This window comes from Posidoniimonas corsicana (assembly GCF_007859765.1).
GTDB classification, from domain to species: Bacteria; Planctomycetota; Planctomycetia; order Pirellulales; family Lacipirellulaceae; genus Posidoniimonas; species Posidoniimonas corsicana.
On the sequence record NZ_SIHJ01000002.1, the window covers coordinates 525,502 to 539,809 of the forward strand.

Below are 14,308 nucleotides of genomic sequence, written 5' to 3' on the forward strand. Positions count from 1 at the left end.
CACGGGCGGTTCCGGGAATTCGGGCAGGATGGATCGATATCGCGGGTAAAGGCCCGCGGGGCGGAGTTTGTGGTCCGCCGGATTGGGGGGGAGCTAGATACCGCCCGCGGTGGTCGAGCAATTGCACTCAACGCCCAATGAGCAGCGAAGGAAGAACGTGGTGGCTCCTTAGCTAGTTGCATCGCCGTTCGCCAGCGACTCGACGAAGCTCCGCGGGACCTCGGTCACGGCCCAGGCCGCGTCGGGCGTCACCAGCCCCAGCCCGAAGTGATCGAAGTCGGGCGGAATGGCGTCGAGGGCGCGAACAGCGGCGTTGCGTAGGTGTTCGAACATCGCCGGTGAGACCGCTTCGCGGATTGCTGTCGCCCTGTCTGTTGGCTCCAGATCCGCCACCTCTTGGTAGCAGTAGCCCACTGCTTCCTTGGGGGTCCAGAGATCGTCGCTGAACTGCCGAGCGATTTGTTCGAGATACTGAGTGTCCACTTCCGCCCTTTCGACGCACGCTAAGCCTAGCGCTGCATGGGTGCTGCTGTTCCACGCGGACTATAGGCGGCAGACGCCAACTAGCAAACCTGCCTCGGCATTGGCGTCGAATGTTACAGCCCCCCATTGGAATCACAGTTCGGGGCGGTGCTGGAGGTTTGGCGCTAGATCGCGGGCGCCTCAACCGGGGCGCGTTTCAGCTCCAGCATCGCGTACTTGTATCCCAGCTGCGCCGGCGAACTCGCGCCCAGCTTCTTCATTACAGCGGCGCGGTGTAGCTCCGCCGTTCTCAAAGCGATGCCCAGTTTCTTGGCCAGCGTTACGTTCGACGCTCCATCCACAATGAGCCGCATCATCTTCTCTTCGCGGGGGGTGAGTTTGGGCATTGGGGGCTCCTGCGGTGTGCTGCTGATCTAGGGGTCAGGCCGGCTATTGTGACTGGGCGGCTCGCCGGTTTCCAGCAATCTTGCGAAGTGCCGGCAGAGCTAACGCCGTTGCCCCCGGCGCCCCAGAACCCGTAGCGGTCTCGCCGCTCAGCCCCGGTATCCGCCCGGACGTTTCGCCGGTTAGGAATCCCCAACGGACTAAAACGGCTGGAGCAGCCGCCGAAAAGCAGCCAGCAGGAAACGGCGCCGGAGTTTCACTCCGGGGCGTCGAACCATTGACCCAAAGTCGCTGAGGTTAAGCACACCTCAGCGCACTTGACTCGGGCGGAACTCCTGGCGGCTGGTCCAACTTCAGCGTTTAGCTACTCTGGAGGGGATCGAATGCGATGATCAGCGAGGCCCTGATACATCCGGCCACCGCTTCTTATCGCAGCTGTGTAGCGTGAAGCAGCGCGTAGCCGCAAGGAGTGGCGAGTCCTGCGCAGTCTACCAGCGCTACGTCGAGCACATCACGGCAAATCCATGAACCACGTCACCCTCCCGTGAGGAGCGACAGAATGAGGCGTATCGTCCACGCTTGTTAGTCGGCTCTTGCAACGCTAGAGCGTATCTCATAACCGTCTGACGGCCATGACGAGGCAGGCGAGCTTGGCGAAGCCGTGGTAGATCGAGGAGTAGAACTCGTGGCGGACGACGAAGCGTCGGAAGGCGTCCAGCCAGCTCACCGTGCGTTCGATCTTCCAACGCCGGCGGTAGCGACGCAGCTTCCGTCCATCTTGCCTCTTGCGCCGGACGCGGTTCTTGCGGTGCGGCGTGATCAGCTCAACATCGCGATCGGCGAGCCGGTCCCGCAATGCGTCACAGTCGGCCGCCTTGTCGTAGATCAGCTTGTTGGGGACGTGGGTCGTTGCCGAAGAGTCGAGCAGAGGCTCAATGAGGTTCACCTCGGCCTCGCTTGCCGAAGCGATGTCGATCGACAGCGGCAGGCCGCCGCCGTCGGCGAGGACCATGACCTTGGTCCCCTTGCCGCGTTTGGTTTTGCCGACGTGCTCGCCCCTTTTTTAGCCGGGGCGAACGTCCCGTCGGCGAAGCCTTTTTGCCAGTCGATCTTGCCCTCCCGATCGAGCTTCCGCATCAGGCGTTTCCACGCCCGATCGAGGACGCCGCCGCCGACCCACTCGATGAATCGGCGGTGGACGGTCGAGCGAGAGGGGAACCGCGGCGGCAGGTCCTTCCAGCGAGCGCCGCTGCGGAGCATCCACAGCACGCCCTCGAAGCAGGCCCGCGGGTCGGCCATCGGGCGGCCGCCCTTGGGGCTAGGATCGGGGTTGGCAAACAAGTCAGCGATCAGCAGCCAGTGCTCGTCGCTGAGCTCGGCTTGTAGGTCATCAGCTTCGGGCTCCATCCTGGACCCCGCTTCAACGCGGGATCGGTCGCTCATCGAAAAGGTCCTCCTTGGGACCTCTTCTACGGAACGCTCAAGCAGCTGTTCAGCTAGCAGATCGAGGTTCTGAGATACGCTCTACGGAGATCAGGCCTCGTTTCAGCTTACGCTGAGACTCCGGAAAAACTTGGCCGCCAGACTCCTGTTGAAAACACGCCCGTCCTCTAAGGGCGTTGCCGACGCACTCGGAACTGTGCCAAGTCCAGTTTCAAGTGCCGTCAAGGCGACGAAAGGAGGACTCACCGACCGCGTTTCGCACGCTCTATGGACTCGGTTGCTTTGAATTCGGTCGACTCGAATTCCCAGATCGACGATCTAGAGGTAAAGATGCTCTTTCCATCTGAACGGTGAAGTATTCGTTCCTCTCGGTGGATGTTGCGGCCGTCAAACAAGGTGACTTACTCAACGGGCACGGTCAGAGCAATTCGAAGGGGCTCTTTTCCAGGCAAGACGTGGATCTTTTCCTCTGTTGTAGAAGACGACCCAGTGTGAACCGTTACTGCGTGTTCGCCGTGGAAGCCACGAAAGTCGAGCGAACCATCGCTGTCCGTCGTACCTGAGAACTCGGTGGACCATTCGGCCATCAGCGACTCATACCGATCACCGGCGGCGTTGAGTCGCCAGTCACGGTGTGCTAACCCCGCGTTTGCGCCACGCCAAGAATTCCCCGCCCAGAATACCCACATGACGACGCCTTCGACAGCAGGATGCCCGAAGGCCGTGCGATACACCGCCTCTAGTGCGTCCGCATTCATTTCGCCGTCCTCGAACGCGGAGTCGAACTCGGTGATCCAAATCGGAAGCCCGAGCTCGGCGATCTTGTCGAGATTGCTCTTGATCGCCTCGGGGTGCTTTACCGCGTCGGCGGACCAGACATGGCCCTGCACGCCTACGCCATGAATCGGCGCCCCGGCGGCGACCAGCGTCCGGACTTGTTCGACGTACTGATCGACCTGGGTCTTCGTGAAGTCCTTGTCCACGGTGAGGATATTGAACTCGTTTACAAAGAGTTTGGCGTCTGGGTCCAGTGCGTGCGTACGCTCGAACATCCACGGGCGGACATCCTCGCCGAGCCGTTCCTGGAAGAACGAGCCGTGCAGCATCTCGCTGTTCACGTCCCAGTGGACGACATCCTTTCGATAGCGGCTCACGATGCTCTGTGCACGCTGCTCCACGGCGTGACGTAGCTCTTCCGCTGTGAGCGACGTTAGCCAGCGAGGCTGCCATTTCCCGGGCGCCCAGTAGATGCAGTGCCCCCTTAACGGTATTCCGTGCTTCGTACACCACTGAACCATCGCGTCGGAACGCGCGTAGTTCTCCCGCCCGCGCCTCCCTTCATTGCTGTACCACTTCATCTCGTTCTCGAAGACAGCCCAGCTGAAGTGCGACAGAAAAAAACCTTGGTAGTTGGCGTCGTTCAGCACCGCCGGGCTGAGGGCGGCCCCGAAAGGGAACGCCATTGCCGTCTGGCTCACTTCCACGTCTGCACCGGCAATTGGGGCCCCGTGCTCGTCGGTCACGCGTATCCGGATCTCTCGCTGGCGGATCTTGCGAATGGATTCGTTAGCTTCTTCTCGCCAAGCATTCTCCTGACCGGGCGCGGTCGAGGTGATGACAGCCGAAACCATCAGCACGCCCCAGCAATAGAGAAGAACTCGCCAGCGGGGTGAGGCAATTAGCGGCATCGTTGTTCCTGCGGATCTGATGAGGCATCGCTGGCAGGTGGAAGTCGCCTTCGGCGCGACGCCTCCACTATATCTGATTGTGAACTCGTCATGAACTCGGAGAGCATGCTGTAGCGTGAGGTTTCCTAACGGGGCCCTTTCGGAGTGAACCTTCGCTTTCGCTCCGTACGGACGACGCTGCCATCGGAAGAACACCTGCTGGGTTGCATACAAGCGGCGCTACCCACGCCCCATGACCGCTCGAAAATGGTTGACTCCTGATTGTCCAGCAGTTTTAATACGTGCACGTAATTGCACAGGCGGAGCTCAATGACAACAGGGCACGATATAGCATTGGGCCTGCGGGCGGCCTACCTGACAATGCACCGGCAGACACAGTCGCTGCTGTCGGAGTTCGGCTTCACCCCGTTCCAGTATGTGGTGCTCTCTGTGCTTTGTACGGAAGACGGCGTCACCCAACGGGAGTTGACCGAGCGGGCCTCGTCAGACGCAAACACAATCAGCGCTACGCTGCTGTTGTTGGAACGCGACGGAATCCTGGTCCGGGAGTCGCACGAGAAAGATCGGCGCGCGTGGAAGGTCACGGTCACGAGCAAGGGGCGCAAGGTCTATTTGAAGCTGTCTGACAATCTCAAGCCCGTGCAAGAGATGATCCTCTCCGCGGTGGGCGTCGATGAAGCAGAATCCTTCGTTGCCAACCTGAATCGCCTCGCCAGCGTGATGAGTCGGTAGACGCGACGTGCATCGACCGTGTGCGTAAGCAGAGAGGAACTTTTTGCCGAAGCGTGGGTTCAATCAATGCGGCCCCAACTTATCAGGCCCACTCTTGTTGGGAAATCCGGTCGCTTGGTAGATGAAGAGGCTACGCTCCGAGGTCTCGTCACCCCAGGGTTCAACCACCCGCGTATGGGCGTTCTGTTGAGTCCGCCTTTCTGAGCTTACCGTTCTTGCCGAGGATCAGAAGTATGTGTCTGTCGATGCTCTATCGCGCGTCAGCGACAATCTTCGTCGCGTCTGTGCTCTCGTTTCAATTCGGGGCAACCGCCTCCGGCCAAACCAGTCTGGAACCGGCGCGGGGCGGCGTTGGCCAGGCGGCCGAATCCAAGATAGAGACCCCATTAAATTGGAAATCGAGCGGCGTCCTGATCGCGCCCTTGTCCGACGCGACTCACGAGATCGTCTCGGTGAAAGACCCCACGGTTGTGCGCCACAACGGCCTTTGGCACGTTTACGCCACGGCTTATTCGACATCGGCCAAGACATGGAGCATGGTGTACCTCAAGTTCAAAGACTGGTCCGACGCTCCGGACGCGCCGCTGACTTACATTGATGTGAACCCGGGGCTGCGGGGCTATCACTGCGCGCCCCACGTGTTCTATTTCGAGCCCCACGAGAAGTGGTATCTCGTCTTCCAGTCGCAGCAGCCCCAGTACTGCACCACCGACGACCTTTCTAAACCCGAGACCTGGACCGCGCCGCAGAACTTCTTCGATCGGATGCCCCGCAGTTCGCCGCGTCTGCCGATCGACTACCACATCATCTGCGACGATACCCACGCCTACCTGTTCTTTACCGGAGACAACGGCCGCTTCTACCGCTGCCGGACGAGGATCGAGGACTTCCCAAACGGCATGAGCGACCCCGAGGTGGCGATCGACGACAGCAGGGACCATCTCTTTGAGGGGAGCATGACCTACAAGATCAAAGGCGCCGACACCTACCTCACAATCATTGAGGCGCTGAGCCCGGCGCGGTACTACAGCGCTTGGATCGCAAAAGACTTGAATGGCGAGTGGACGCCGCTCGAGGGCGCGGACACCTGGGAGACTCCTTTCGCGGGCATCAACAACGTCGAGTTCGACGACGGAGTCGAGCCCTGGACTCGGGACATCAGCCACGGGGAGCTGCTCCGAGACAACTACGACCAGACACCGACCATCGATCCCGCGGGCATGCGGCTGTTGTTCCAGGGCCGCACCGCGGACAGCGGTGGGCCTTATCATCTGCTGCCCTACCAGCTAGGGCTGCTGACGCAGCAGCCCGCGGCATCCCCCGAGCCCTCCCAGGCGACGGGCGAGCGTCCTCGTCGGCGGCGCCCTGGCGGCAGGGACCGCGCTCGGTTCGGCGGGCCTATTGAACTGGACCCCGACGACAAGCCCGCGTTTGAGGAGCCGCCCACTAGTTTCATGGCCGAACGCGAAGACGTGCCACACGGCAAGCTTGAGATGATCGAGTACGACTCGAAGGCGGTGGGCGCCACCCGGAGAATGAACGTCTACACTCCGCCCGGGTATTCGGACGAACAGCAATACCCGGTGCTCTATCTACTGCACGGCATCGGCGGTGACGAGACGGAGTGGCAGCGCTTCGCCAAGCCCAACGTGATCATCGACAATCTAATTGCGGACGGTAAAGCCGTGCCGATGATCGTGGTCATGCCCAACGGACGCGCCCAGAAGAATGACCGCGCGGAAGGCAATGTCTTTGAATCGGCGCCGGCGTTTGCGAAGTTCGAGAGCGACCTACTGGGCGACGTCATCCCAACGATCGAAGCGCGTTACTCGACGATTCCCGATCGAGAGCACCGGGCGCTGGCCGGTCTATCGATGGGGGGCGGGCAATCGCTCAACTTCGGCCTGGGCAACCTAGACACCTTTGCTTGGGTGGGCGGGTTCTCTTCAGCGCCAAACACGGAGCCGCCGGCCGAGCTGATCCCCGACCCGCCCACGACCCGCGAGAAACTGAAGCTGCTGTGGCTGAGCTGCGGCAACAAAGATGGACTTATCAACATCAGCCAAGGGGTGCACCGTCGGCTGGCAGAGAACGACGTGCCGCATGTTTGGCACGTCGACTCCCACGGCCACGACCCGCAGCACTGGAGCAAGAGCCTCTATTGGTTTGCGCAGCAGCTCTTTCAGGCCACCGGTCAGTAGCTTGATCCCGCACGCGAGCAACACTTTGTCCCGTCGCGGACCCTGTTCACGCCAGCCTCTTGGGAGGCGAAAGGTAGGTCCATTGTTAGCGCGATCAATCTTCCCCCCGACACGACGCTACCAAAGCCGAGCAGTAGCGGCAGGCGTAGTGCTCGCCTTCCTATCCAGTGCCTCAGTGTCGGCGCAGGCTGGCGAACCTGCAACACTCAAGGGAGTATTCGACGACTGTTTTTCTGTAGGCGCCGCGGTGAATCGTCGGATCGCGGCGGGGATGGCTGCTCGCGATCGTTTCGGCCGTCGCTCACCGGAGCTGATCGAACGTGACCGAGTGCTGGTAGTTGAGCAGTTCAACAATATTGCGCCCGAGAACGACCTCAAGTGGGCCCTTATCCACCCGAACGAGGGACCCGATGGTTACAACTGGGGGCCCGCCGACCAGTTCGTTGAATTTGGCAAACGCCACAATATGTACCTCGTAGGCCACACGCTCGTCTGGCACAGCCAGACGCCATTTTGGGTGTTCACCGGCGACGGGTCGTCGGAAGATGAAGTGGAAGCGGATGGGCGAACGGGGCCCGAAGACGACGCGGAAGGGCCGTGGCGCAGACGCTTCCGGCGCCCCAGGTTCCGTGGTCCCCGCGCAACGCGTGAGCAGCTCTTGGCGCGAATGAGCGACCACATCCACACAGTCGTTGGCCGCTACCGCGGAAAGATCAAAGCCTGGGACGTGGTCAACGAAGCCCTTTCGGATCAAGGGGACGCAGTCCTGCGAGAGTCGCTGTGGCTCGACATTATCGGCCCCGACTTCATCGCCAAGGCGTTCCAGTACGCGCACGAGGCGGACCCCGACGCGGTGCTCCGTTACAACGACTATGGACTCGAGGACCCCGCCAAGCGACGCAAGCTCATCAAGCTTGTTCAGTCGCTACAGGCCGAGGGCGCTCCGGTGATGGCGATCGGCACCCAAACCCACCTCAATGTGTCTTCCGCCAGTTTTGAGAACATGGACCGCACGCTCACGGAGTTGGAGATCCTTGGCCTGCCCATTCATGTGACCGAGTTGGACATCAACAGCGCGCGACGGGGTCAGCGCGACACGAGAGCCGATATCACCGGCAATGCCGCTGCGACAGAAGGCGGTCTTGTGGCCGATGCGGACAAGCGTTTGGCGATTGCGTACGAGGGGGTGTTCCGAGCCTTCGTCAAGCACCGCGAGAAGCTAGACGTGGTGACGTTCTGGGGCGCCAACGACGCCAACTCCTGGCGATCCAGTGGCAGGCCCTTGCTCTTCGACGGGGCTAGTCAGCCCAAGCCCGCGTTTGATGCGGTGATTCGGACCGCCACGCGTGCTGATTCCCATTCCGAAGCCGACCACAGGGGTAGCATCAATGAACAGCATCCATAGAGCACTCGTGGCGCTGCTCTTCGCCGTGGCTTTCACGTCGAGCGTCAGCGCACAGGGCGATCAGCCGGTCGACGATTGGGAGCCGGCGTCCACCAATCAGCCCGGTAGCGAGTTTCCCAAGGTTAATTCCGAAGGCCGGGTAATGTTCCGCATCAAGGCGCCCTTGGCCAAGACTGTGTCCTGCAGCTTCCGCGGCAGCAACGAGTTTAAGAAGGACGAAGAAGGGGTCTGGACGGGTTTCACACGGCCGCTAGATGAGGGCTTTCACTACTACACGATCAGTATCGACGGCGCCGAGGTCCCCGATCCCGGCAGCAAGTACTTCTTTGGCGCGATGCGGTGGGGGAGCGGCGTGGAGGTCCCGGCGCACGACCGAGACTTCTACGCCGTGAAGCAGACGCCCCACGGGCAGCTCCGGGAGGTGCTTTTCTACTCGGAGAGCACGAAGACGACCCGCCGAGCGTTTGTCTACACCCCGCCCGGGTACGAGCAGAGCACAGAGAAACGTTACCCCGTGCTGTACCTCCAGCACGGCTGGGGCGAGAACGAATACGGCTGGGGCGTCCAGGGGCACGCCAACCTGATCATGGACAATCTGATGGCCGAAGGCAAAGCCCGCCCCTTCATCATTGTCATGACCTACGGGATGACGAACGAGGTCCGATTTGGCGGTTTGAGCAGTTTCAGTATTGAGCCGTTTGAAACCGTGCTGGTCGACGAGTTGATCCCCTTTATCGACGCCAACTTTCGAACGCTGACCGATCAACCGAACAGGGCGATGGCCGGGCTCTCGATGGGCGGCATGGAGACCCGCTTGATCACGCTGCGCAACCTCGACACGTTCTCGCACATTGGTCTTTTTAGCGGTGGATCGATCTCGATGGAGGACGTCCAGAACACGGAGGAATTCAAGGAGAAGGTCAAGCTGGTGTTCGTAAGCTACGGCAGCCGAGAGATCGACGGCGGCCGCACCCGTCGCGGCGGCGACCCCAAAGCCCACGTCGAGGCGCTCAAGCAGGCGGGCGTGAACAGCGTGTTCTACGTTTCTCCCGACACGGCCCACGAGTGGTTGACCTGGCGACGGAGCTTAAGAGAGTTCGCGCCGCTGCTCTTCGTCAACCAGACTGGGGCGTCGGAATAGCAAGTGAAGACTATTAGTGGGGTCTCTGGCATCGACGCAGCGCCAGACCAGTCAACCGTACTCAGATTTGGGCAATGCGCAAGCCTGACACCAGATCTCTTTCTTGACCTGCTGGGGTTTCTTCCATGAGTAATGCTTTCCAATCACGCCCGCTACCAACCCGTCGCTCCTTTGTAGGCGCCGCTGGCGCCCTCGCGACTGTCCCCTATTCTTCATGGACAGAACCCGCATTTGCGAATCTCGCAAGCAACGATCGTCCCCGCATTGGATGCATCGGCACCGGCAGCATGGGAACCGGTGACGCCCAGGAACACGCGAAGTTTGGTGATGTGATAGCCGTGTGTGATGTTGATTCGCACCACTGCCTCAGGGCCAAGCACCACGATCGAATCGGCAGGGGGCGTGCGGATGCGTACGAAGATTACCGACGCGTGCTGGACCGCAGCGACATCGACGTGGTGAGCATCGTCACGCCCGACCATTGGCACGTGAAGATAGCGGTTGAAGCGCTGCTGGCCGGCAAGCACGTCTTCTGCCAGAAGCCGCTTACCTTGACCCTTGATGAGAACAAGCTGATCCGCTCCGCCTGCCAGAGCCACCCCAACCTGGTGTTCTTCATCGGCACTCAGCAGCGAAGCGATCGCGACCGCTTCCTTCGTGCGATCAACATGGTGCAGCAGGGTTTGCTCGGACGGGTGCACAGGGTCACCGCCCGTGTCGACGGGAGCCCGACCGGAGGTCCCTTCACGCCGGAGGTTCCGCCGGAGCAGATCGACTGGTACATGTGGTTGGGGCAGGCGCCGCTGAGGAACTACATGCCTCGCCGCTGCCACTACGAGTTCCGTTGGTGGTACGAGTACTCGGGTGGGAAGTTCACCGACTGGGGCGCCCACCACGTGGATATCGCTCTCTGGGCCCTGGAGTTGGACAAGCAGGGTTCGGGACCCGTGGAGGTGGACGGCTCCGACGCGAAGCACCCTGTCCCGATGAAGGACGGCTACCCGACAGTTCACGACTGCTACAACACGTCCCACGACTTCAACGTGATCAGTAAGTTTGACGATGGGCTGGAACTGCACCTGACCAGCCGTGGCCGGAACGGGATACTCTTCGAAGGAGAGAAGGGCCGCATCTTCGTCAACCGTGGCCGGATCACCGGCAAGCCTATCGACGAGAACTGGGATGATGGCAAGTTCGGCGATGAGCAACTTCGGGCCCTCTACCGTGGCAAGCCGTTCGAAGGGCACAAGGAGAACTTCTTCCGCTGTTTGCGCGAGGGCGGCACGCCCGTTTCGGACGTCTACTCGCACGTTCAGACGATGAACGTCTGCCACCTCTCGTCGATAGCCGCCCGGCTCGGACGTAAGATCACCTGGGACCCCCAGAGCGAGCAAATCTCGGGCGATGAGCAAGCCGCGGCAATGATGGCCCGCAAGCCCAGGCCGGGCTTTGAGATCCCATCAGTCTAATGCTTGCGTGGGTAACTAGCTTGATTCTCCTTTAGATCGATCCGTCCATCGTGAAGCCTGACGACTAGTTCTGCGTAACGGTGGAAACCAGAGAGGGCGACTCACGCTTTCAGGCGTAACGCCAGCCTAACGCACCTCAGGTACGAGCTTCCGCCGACTCCTCGGTTTGGTGGCGACGAACGTCCGAGTTGAGCCGCAGCTGGACCAACTTCAGGACCTACGCGCCACGCCCGACACAGTGAGATTGGTACAACCGCTCTAATTGAGAAGTGATTAGAGTTGCTGTGTATCCATGAAAGAGTGTTCCTTGCTGCCGATGCGGTCCTGCCATTGGATTGGGATGGATTTCCCCGCCCTCTTTTGCAGGAGAACCTCCCATGCTGTACCTCAGAATGGCCCAGCACGCCCGCCAGCTCACGATCTCATCGCCCGCCACCACGCGGAGAACGCGACCGGCTCCCAGGCGCCCGAAGGCTGCGGCCAGAACGCGCAGAAGCAGGTGGCGCCGCGTTGGATCGACGTGTTCAGATAGTGATGCCGCCGAAACAGCTCCCAGGCGCCACGGTGGACCGGAGCGACCTGGAGCTCAATTGCCGGTCGCCCGTCGGGGAAACGTCGAAGCCGCCCCCTTGCCAGCTGCTGGCTGCTCATGTCCAACACCCAGTCCGGCTCGAGCCAGTCGAGCACGTCGTAGTGGCAGGTGACCGCGACGAACTTCTTGTCGGCGCCGAAGCGGTCTTTGCGGAGGCTCTTGTGCTATTCGCGGGCCAGCAGCAGCTCGAGCTGTTTCTGTTGAACCAACAGCCGCCGCTCGACGATCCGCTGCCGCAGGAGTTCGTCCTTGAGCTCCTGCGAGGCGCCGACCAAGAGCACGTCGTCCTCGGTCAGCCCGCCCGGCTTGGCGTCGGGGAGCGGGTGCTCGATGAAGTACCGCCAGAGCCACCGCAGCAGCTCGATGAGGTTGACGCGCTCCTTGTTCCCCTCGGGCCAGGGCAGCCCGCGGTTCCGCATCGCGTCGCGGATCTGCTTGGACTGCGTGTCCAGCAGCCAGGCCGACAGCGTCTTGCCGACCGACCCCATCAGCCGCACCAGCGTCGACTCCTCGTTCTTTCGGACCGCGGCCTTCTCCGCCCCGCTCAAACCGCGGAAGCCCTTCGCCTTGGCGCTGCGCAGCAGCTCGGCCTGCTCCTGCTGCTCGATCTGTTCGCTCAGCGTAGCCGCCTGCGCGGCCCGCTGCTGCTGCTTTGCCATGTACCACGGTCACCCCACCGCCGCCCGCAGGCGTCAAAATTACTTACCGCAGCCGTCGGAGTTGCCCCGCGTAAAAAAACCCTTCGATCGCTCCGGGCGGAGCCCCCACGGGGGTCGTCTGGGAAGGACCCCAAGGCCCCCGCCCCCATTACCAAAGGACTTAGGGCGACGCCCGCACGCGCCTACTGCACCGGATCAATCACCTCCACGAGCACCCGCCGCCGGTCCTCAGTCCCCTCGGTCGGCTGAACCACCACCGGCAGCGACAACTCGGTCCCCGCCGCCACGCCGGCCGCCAGCACCACCTCGAACATCGCCCAGCTGCGGTTCACGCCATACTCCTCGCTCAGCGTCATCGCCTCCGGGTCCGGCGACTCCGGCGCCTCCATGCCGTACAGCCACGCGTCGGGATCAGGGTAAGCCAGCGCCACCAGCACCCGTTCGCCCGGCGCAGCCCGCAACCGATCCTGGGTGTGCCGGCTATCGGCGCGGTCGCTCACGTCGATCACCTTGCCCGGCTTGCGCTTCAGGAACGGCGTCGCACCGCTACTCCCGCCCCCAGCCCACTCGGCGTCGCCACGATCACGCACCGCCTGCAGGCTGTCGGTGGTGTTGTCGTACCCTGCCACGCCGGTAGTGGCCTGCAGCTCCGACAGCGTCACCGCATCTGCGGCCTTGCCCGCCATCAGACCGAGCCAACTACCCAACCTGCTTATTCCGCTCACAACGCTCTGCAGGGCAGACGCCGCCGTGCTCGCTGCCGCCGTTTCGGTGGCGGCCGTCGAGATCCCCGCATTATCCAGGGCCACATACCCAGCTGCCGCCAATCGCGACGAAACCGCCGAGTCCAATCGCCCCAGCTCCATCGCCAGTCCACCCCGCACCGCACTAGCTATCGCCGCCAGCTCCAGCGCCGGCACGTCTAGGCTGTTGTTGATCACCGTCAGGATCGCGTCGATCAGCTGCTGTCCATCCCCCTCGTTGATCAGCGCCGCCTCGATCTGCGCCGCCGTCGGGACGTCCGAGACGTCTGGCGGGTTGGCCGGCAGGTTGTCGGTCTTGGCCTGGATCGCATCCGCCACCGCCCTGCCGGCTGCGATATCCACCGAGAGGCTGGCACCCTCCGACCATTGCAGGCCCCGCAGGTCGATTTGCAGCAGCGTCGGCGTCACATGCTGCGGCGTGCACCGCTCGACAATAGGCTGCAGCTAGCTGCTCGCCACCATCAGCCGCGCCGCGACAGCCAGGTCGGCCTGGTACTCAAGCGCCGCGGCCGCGCAGCTCAGGTAGTAGTGGTAGCCCCACTCCGCGGGCGGGAACTGCCGCCGGTGGGCGAGCGCAGCCTGCGCCTCGGTCGCCGGGGTGGCCGCGACCGCCAGCAGCATTGCGAATGGCAGCATGGCTCGGGTCATTGCTTGATCAGGTGATAGCGGCCGGCGGCCAGCGAGCGGGACAGCTCGATCGTCACCAGGCCGGGCTCGGGGTCGCCGGAGTCGGGCGTCGGCGTGGCCAGCTTCGGCCCGTACCGGTAGACCGCCTGCTCGGCGTCCAGCGTCTGCGGACGCAGCACGTCGGGGCGGTACATGGGGTTCAAGAGCGCGACGCCCTGCGACGTCGGCACGTGCTCGATGCCCAGCGCGTGGCCGAACTCGTGGCACAGCACGGCGCCCAGGTGGATCATGCCGCGGCCGGGACTGCTGTCGGGGTCCTCGTGCCAGCTCTCGCTGGTGTCGACCAGGCCGTCCAGCTGCTTGTCGGGGCCGTACGGCAGGTGCATGTACGCCAGCGTGCCGCTGGGGCCGTCGATCGGACCCTGCCCGATGGTCACGCTGGCCGCCCGCGGGTTGCTCTCCCACTCCACCTCGAGGGCGCAGACCTTCATCCACTCGCGGACCGCCCAGATGGTCGCCAGCTTGCACCAGTCGGGCGCGTGGACCGTGAGCTGAACGGCCGCGGGCTCGCCGATCCAGCCGGTCCCGTTCCAGGGGGTTTTGTCCCACCGGGCGAGCCGGTTGCTGGCCGGTTCTTTGTTGCCGCAAATCAGGATCTGCTGCGGAGCGGTCATCGTGTGGCCCTCGCTGGGGAAGTAGGCCGGCGCCCCCTGTTTCGCC

15 protein-coding genes are annotated in these 14,308 nt (G+C 62.6%); 5 read left to right on the forward strand and 10 right to left on the reverse strand.

Going from position 1 to position 14,308, the window contains the following annotated elements:
* Positions 1–168: 168 nt before the first annotated feature.
* The 5 genes from KOR34_RS18170 to KOR34_RS18190 form a co-directional block, all read right to left on the reverse strand.
* Entirely contained in the window at positions 169–483 is a 315-nt protein-coding gene (locus tag KOR34_RS18170; RefSeq protein WP_146566806.1) for a hypothetical protein, read from the reverse strand.
* A 164-nt stretch (positions 484–647) separates the two neighbouring features.
* Entirely contained in the window at positions 648–869 is a 222-nt protein-coding gene (locus tag KOR34_RS18175) for a LuxR C-terminal-related transcriptional regulator (protein ID WP_146566808.1), read from the reverse strand.
* A gap of 611 nt (positions 870–1,480) precedes the next feature.
* Positions 1,481–1,879 (reverse strand): transposase, encoded by a 399-nt coding sequence (locus KOR34_RS18180; protein WP_146566810.1) that lies wholly within the window; start codon positions 1,877–1,879, stop codon positions 1,481–1,483.
* A complete protein-coding gene (locus tag KOR34_RS18185) occupies positions 1,810–2,310 on the reverse strand; it encodes a transposase (protein ID WP_146566812.1) in 501 nt (166 codons plus the stop codon). Before KOR34_RS18185 ends, KOR34_RS18180 begins: the two co-directional genes overlap by 70 nt.
* Before the next feature lie 401 nt (positions 2,311–2,711).
* Positions 2,712–3,998 (reverse strand): endo-1,4-beta-xylanase, encoded by a 1,287-nt coding sequence (locus KOR34_RS18190; protein ID WP_146566814.1) that lies wholly within the window; start codon positions 3,996–3,998, stop codon positions 2,712–2,714.
* 309 nt (positions 3,999–4,307) lie between these two features.
* Here KOR34_RS18190 and KOR34_RS18195 point away from each other — a divergent pair, with 309 nt between their 5' ends.
* The 5 genes from KOR34_RS18195 to KOR34_RS18215 all read left to right on the forward strand — a co-directional run bounded on the left by KOR34_RS18195 (position 4,308) and on the right by KOR34_RS18215 (position 10,946).
* Positions 4,308–4,730: a MarR family winged helix-turn-helix transcriptional regulator gene (locus tag KOR34_RS18195; protein WP_146566816.1), complete on the forward strand. Its 423-nt coding sequence runs from the start codon at positions 4,308–4,310 to the stop codon at positions 4,728–4,730.
* 245 nt (positions 4,731–4,975) lie between these two features.
* Positions 4,976–6,931, forward strand: a complete 1,956-nt coding sequence (locus tag KOR34_RS18200) for a non-reducing end alpha-L-arabinofuranosidase family hydrolase (protein WP_197531558.1) — start codon at positions 4,976–4,978, stop codon at positions 6,929–6,931.
* Positions 6,932–7,079: 148 nt separating this feature from the next.
* Positions 7,080–8,336 carry an endo-1,4-beta-xylanase gene (locus KOR34_RS18205; protein WP_197531559.1) on the forward strand — a complete coding sequence of 419 codons (1,257 nt, stop codon included), beginning with the start codon at positions 7,080–7,082 and terminating at the stop codon, positions 8,334–8,336.
* Positions 8,320–9,477, forward strand: coding sequence for an alpha/beta hydrolase-fold protein (locus KOR34_RS18210; protein ID WP_146566822.1), 1,158 nt, complete (start codon positions 8,320–8,322; stop codon positions 9,475–9,477). The genes KOR34_RS18205 and KOR34_RS18210 overlap by 17 nt, the downstream gene beginning before the upstream one ends.
* A gap of 125 nt (positions 9,478–9,602) precedes the next feature.
* Positions 9,603–10,946, forward strand: coding sequence for a Gfo/Idh/MocA family protein (locus KOR34_RS18215; RefSeq protein WP_146566824.1), 1,344 nt, complete (start codon positions 9,603–9,605; stop codon positions 10,944–10,946).
* A 414-nt stretch (positions 10,947–11,360) separates the two neighbouring features.
* Here KOR34_RS18215 and KOR34_RS18220 read toward each other — a convergent pair whose 3' ends face one another.
* The 5 genes from KOR34_RS18220 to KOR34_RS18240 form a co-directional block, all read right to left on the reverse strand.
* The gene (locus KOR34_RS18220; RefSeq protein ID WP_146566826.1) at positions 11,361–11,633 is read right to left on the reverse strand and encodes a hypothetical protein; all 273 of its coding nucleotides are present in this window, start codon (positions 11,631–11,633) and stop codon (positions 11,361–11,363) included.
* A gap of 69 nt (positions 11,634–11,702) precedes the next feature.
* Positions 11,703–12,197, reverse strand: coding sequence for a hypothetical protein (locus KOR34_RS18225; RefSeq protein WP_146566828.1), 495 nt, complete (start codon positions 12,195–12,197; stop codon positions 11,703–11,705).
* 182 nt (positions 12,198–12,379) lie between these two features.
* Positions 12,380–13,369, reverse strand: coding sequence for a hypothetical protein (locus KOR34_RS18230; RefSeq protein WP_146566830.1), 990 nt, complete (start codon positions 13,367–13,369; stop codon positions 12,380–12,382).
* Positions 13,370–13,405: 36 nt separating this feature from the next.
* Positions 13,406–13,597 carry a hypothetical protein gene (locus KOR34_RS18235; protein ID WP_197531561.1) on the reverse strand — a complete coding sequence of 64 codons (192 nt, stop codon included), beginning with the start codon at positions 13,595–13,597 and terminating at the stop codon, positions 13,406–13,408.
* A gap of 8 nt (positions 13,598–13,605) precedes the next feature.
* Entirely contained in the window at positions 13,606–14,262 is a 657-nt protein-coding gene (locus tag KOR34_RS18240; protein WP_146566834.1) for a matrixin family metalloprotease, read from the reverse strand.
* Positions 14,263–14,308 lie beyond the last annotated feature (46 nt).

Excerpts from the sequence above, each read along its gene's own strand:
- KOR34_RS18210 (WP_146566822.1), top strand. The coding sequence starts at position 8,320 with ATGAACAGCATCCATAGAGCACTCGTGGCGCTGCTCTTCGCCGTGGCT.
- KOR34_RS18225 (WP_146566828.1), bottom strand. The coding sequence starts at position 12,197 with ATGGCAAAGCAGCAGCAGCGGGCCGCGCAGGCGGCTACGCTGAGCGAA.
- KOR34_RS18180 (WP_146566810.1), bottom strand. The coding sequence starts at position 1,879 with ATGGTCCTCGCCGACGGCGGCGGCCTGCCGCTGTCGATCGACATCGCT.
- KOR34_RS18235 (WP_197531561.1), bottom strand. The coding sequence starts at position 13,597 with ATGCTGCCATTCGCAATGCTGCTGGCGGTCGCGGCCACCCCGGCGACC.
- KOR34_RS18195 (WP_146566816.1), top strand. The coding sequence starts at position 4,308 with ATGACAACAGGGCACGATATAGCATTGGGCCTGCGGGCGGCCTACCTG.
- KOR34_RS18200 (WP_197531558.1), top strand. The coding sequence starts at position 4,976 with ATGCTCTATCGCGCGTCAGCGACAATCTTCGTCGCGTCTGTGCTCTCG.
- KOR34_RS18185 (WP_146566812.1), bottom strand. The coding sequence starts at position 2,310 with ATGAGCGACCGATCCCGCGTTGAAGCGGGGTCCAGGATGGAGCCCGAA.
- KOR34_RS18190 (WP_146566814.1), bottom strand. The coding sequence starts at position 3,998 with ATGCCGCTAATTGCCTCACCCCGCTGGCGAGTTCTTCTCTATTGCTGG.
- KOR34_RS18175 (WP_146566808.1), bottom strand. The coding sequence starts at position 869 with ATGCCCAAACTCACCCCCCGCGAAGAGAAGATGATGCGGCTCATTGTG.
- KOR34_RS18215 (WP_146566824.1), top strand. The coding sequence starts at position 9,603 with ATGAGTAATGCTTTCCAATCACGCCCGCTACCAACCCGTCGCTCCTTT.
- KOR34_RS18240 (WP_146566834.1), bottom strand. The coding sequence starts at position 14,262 with ATGACCGCTCCGCAGCAGATCCTGATTTGCGGCAACAAAGAACCGGCC.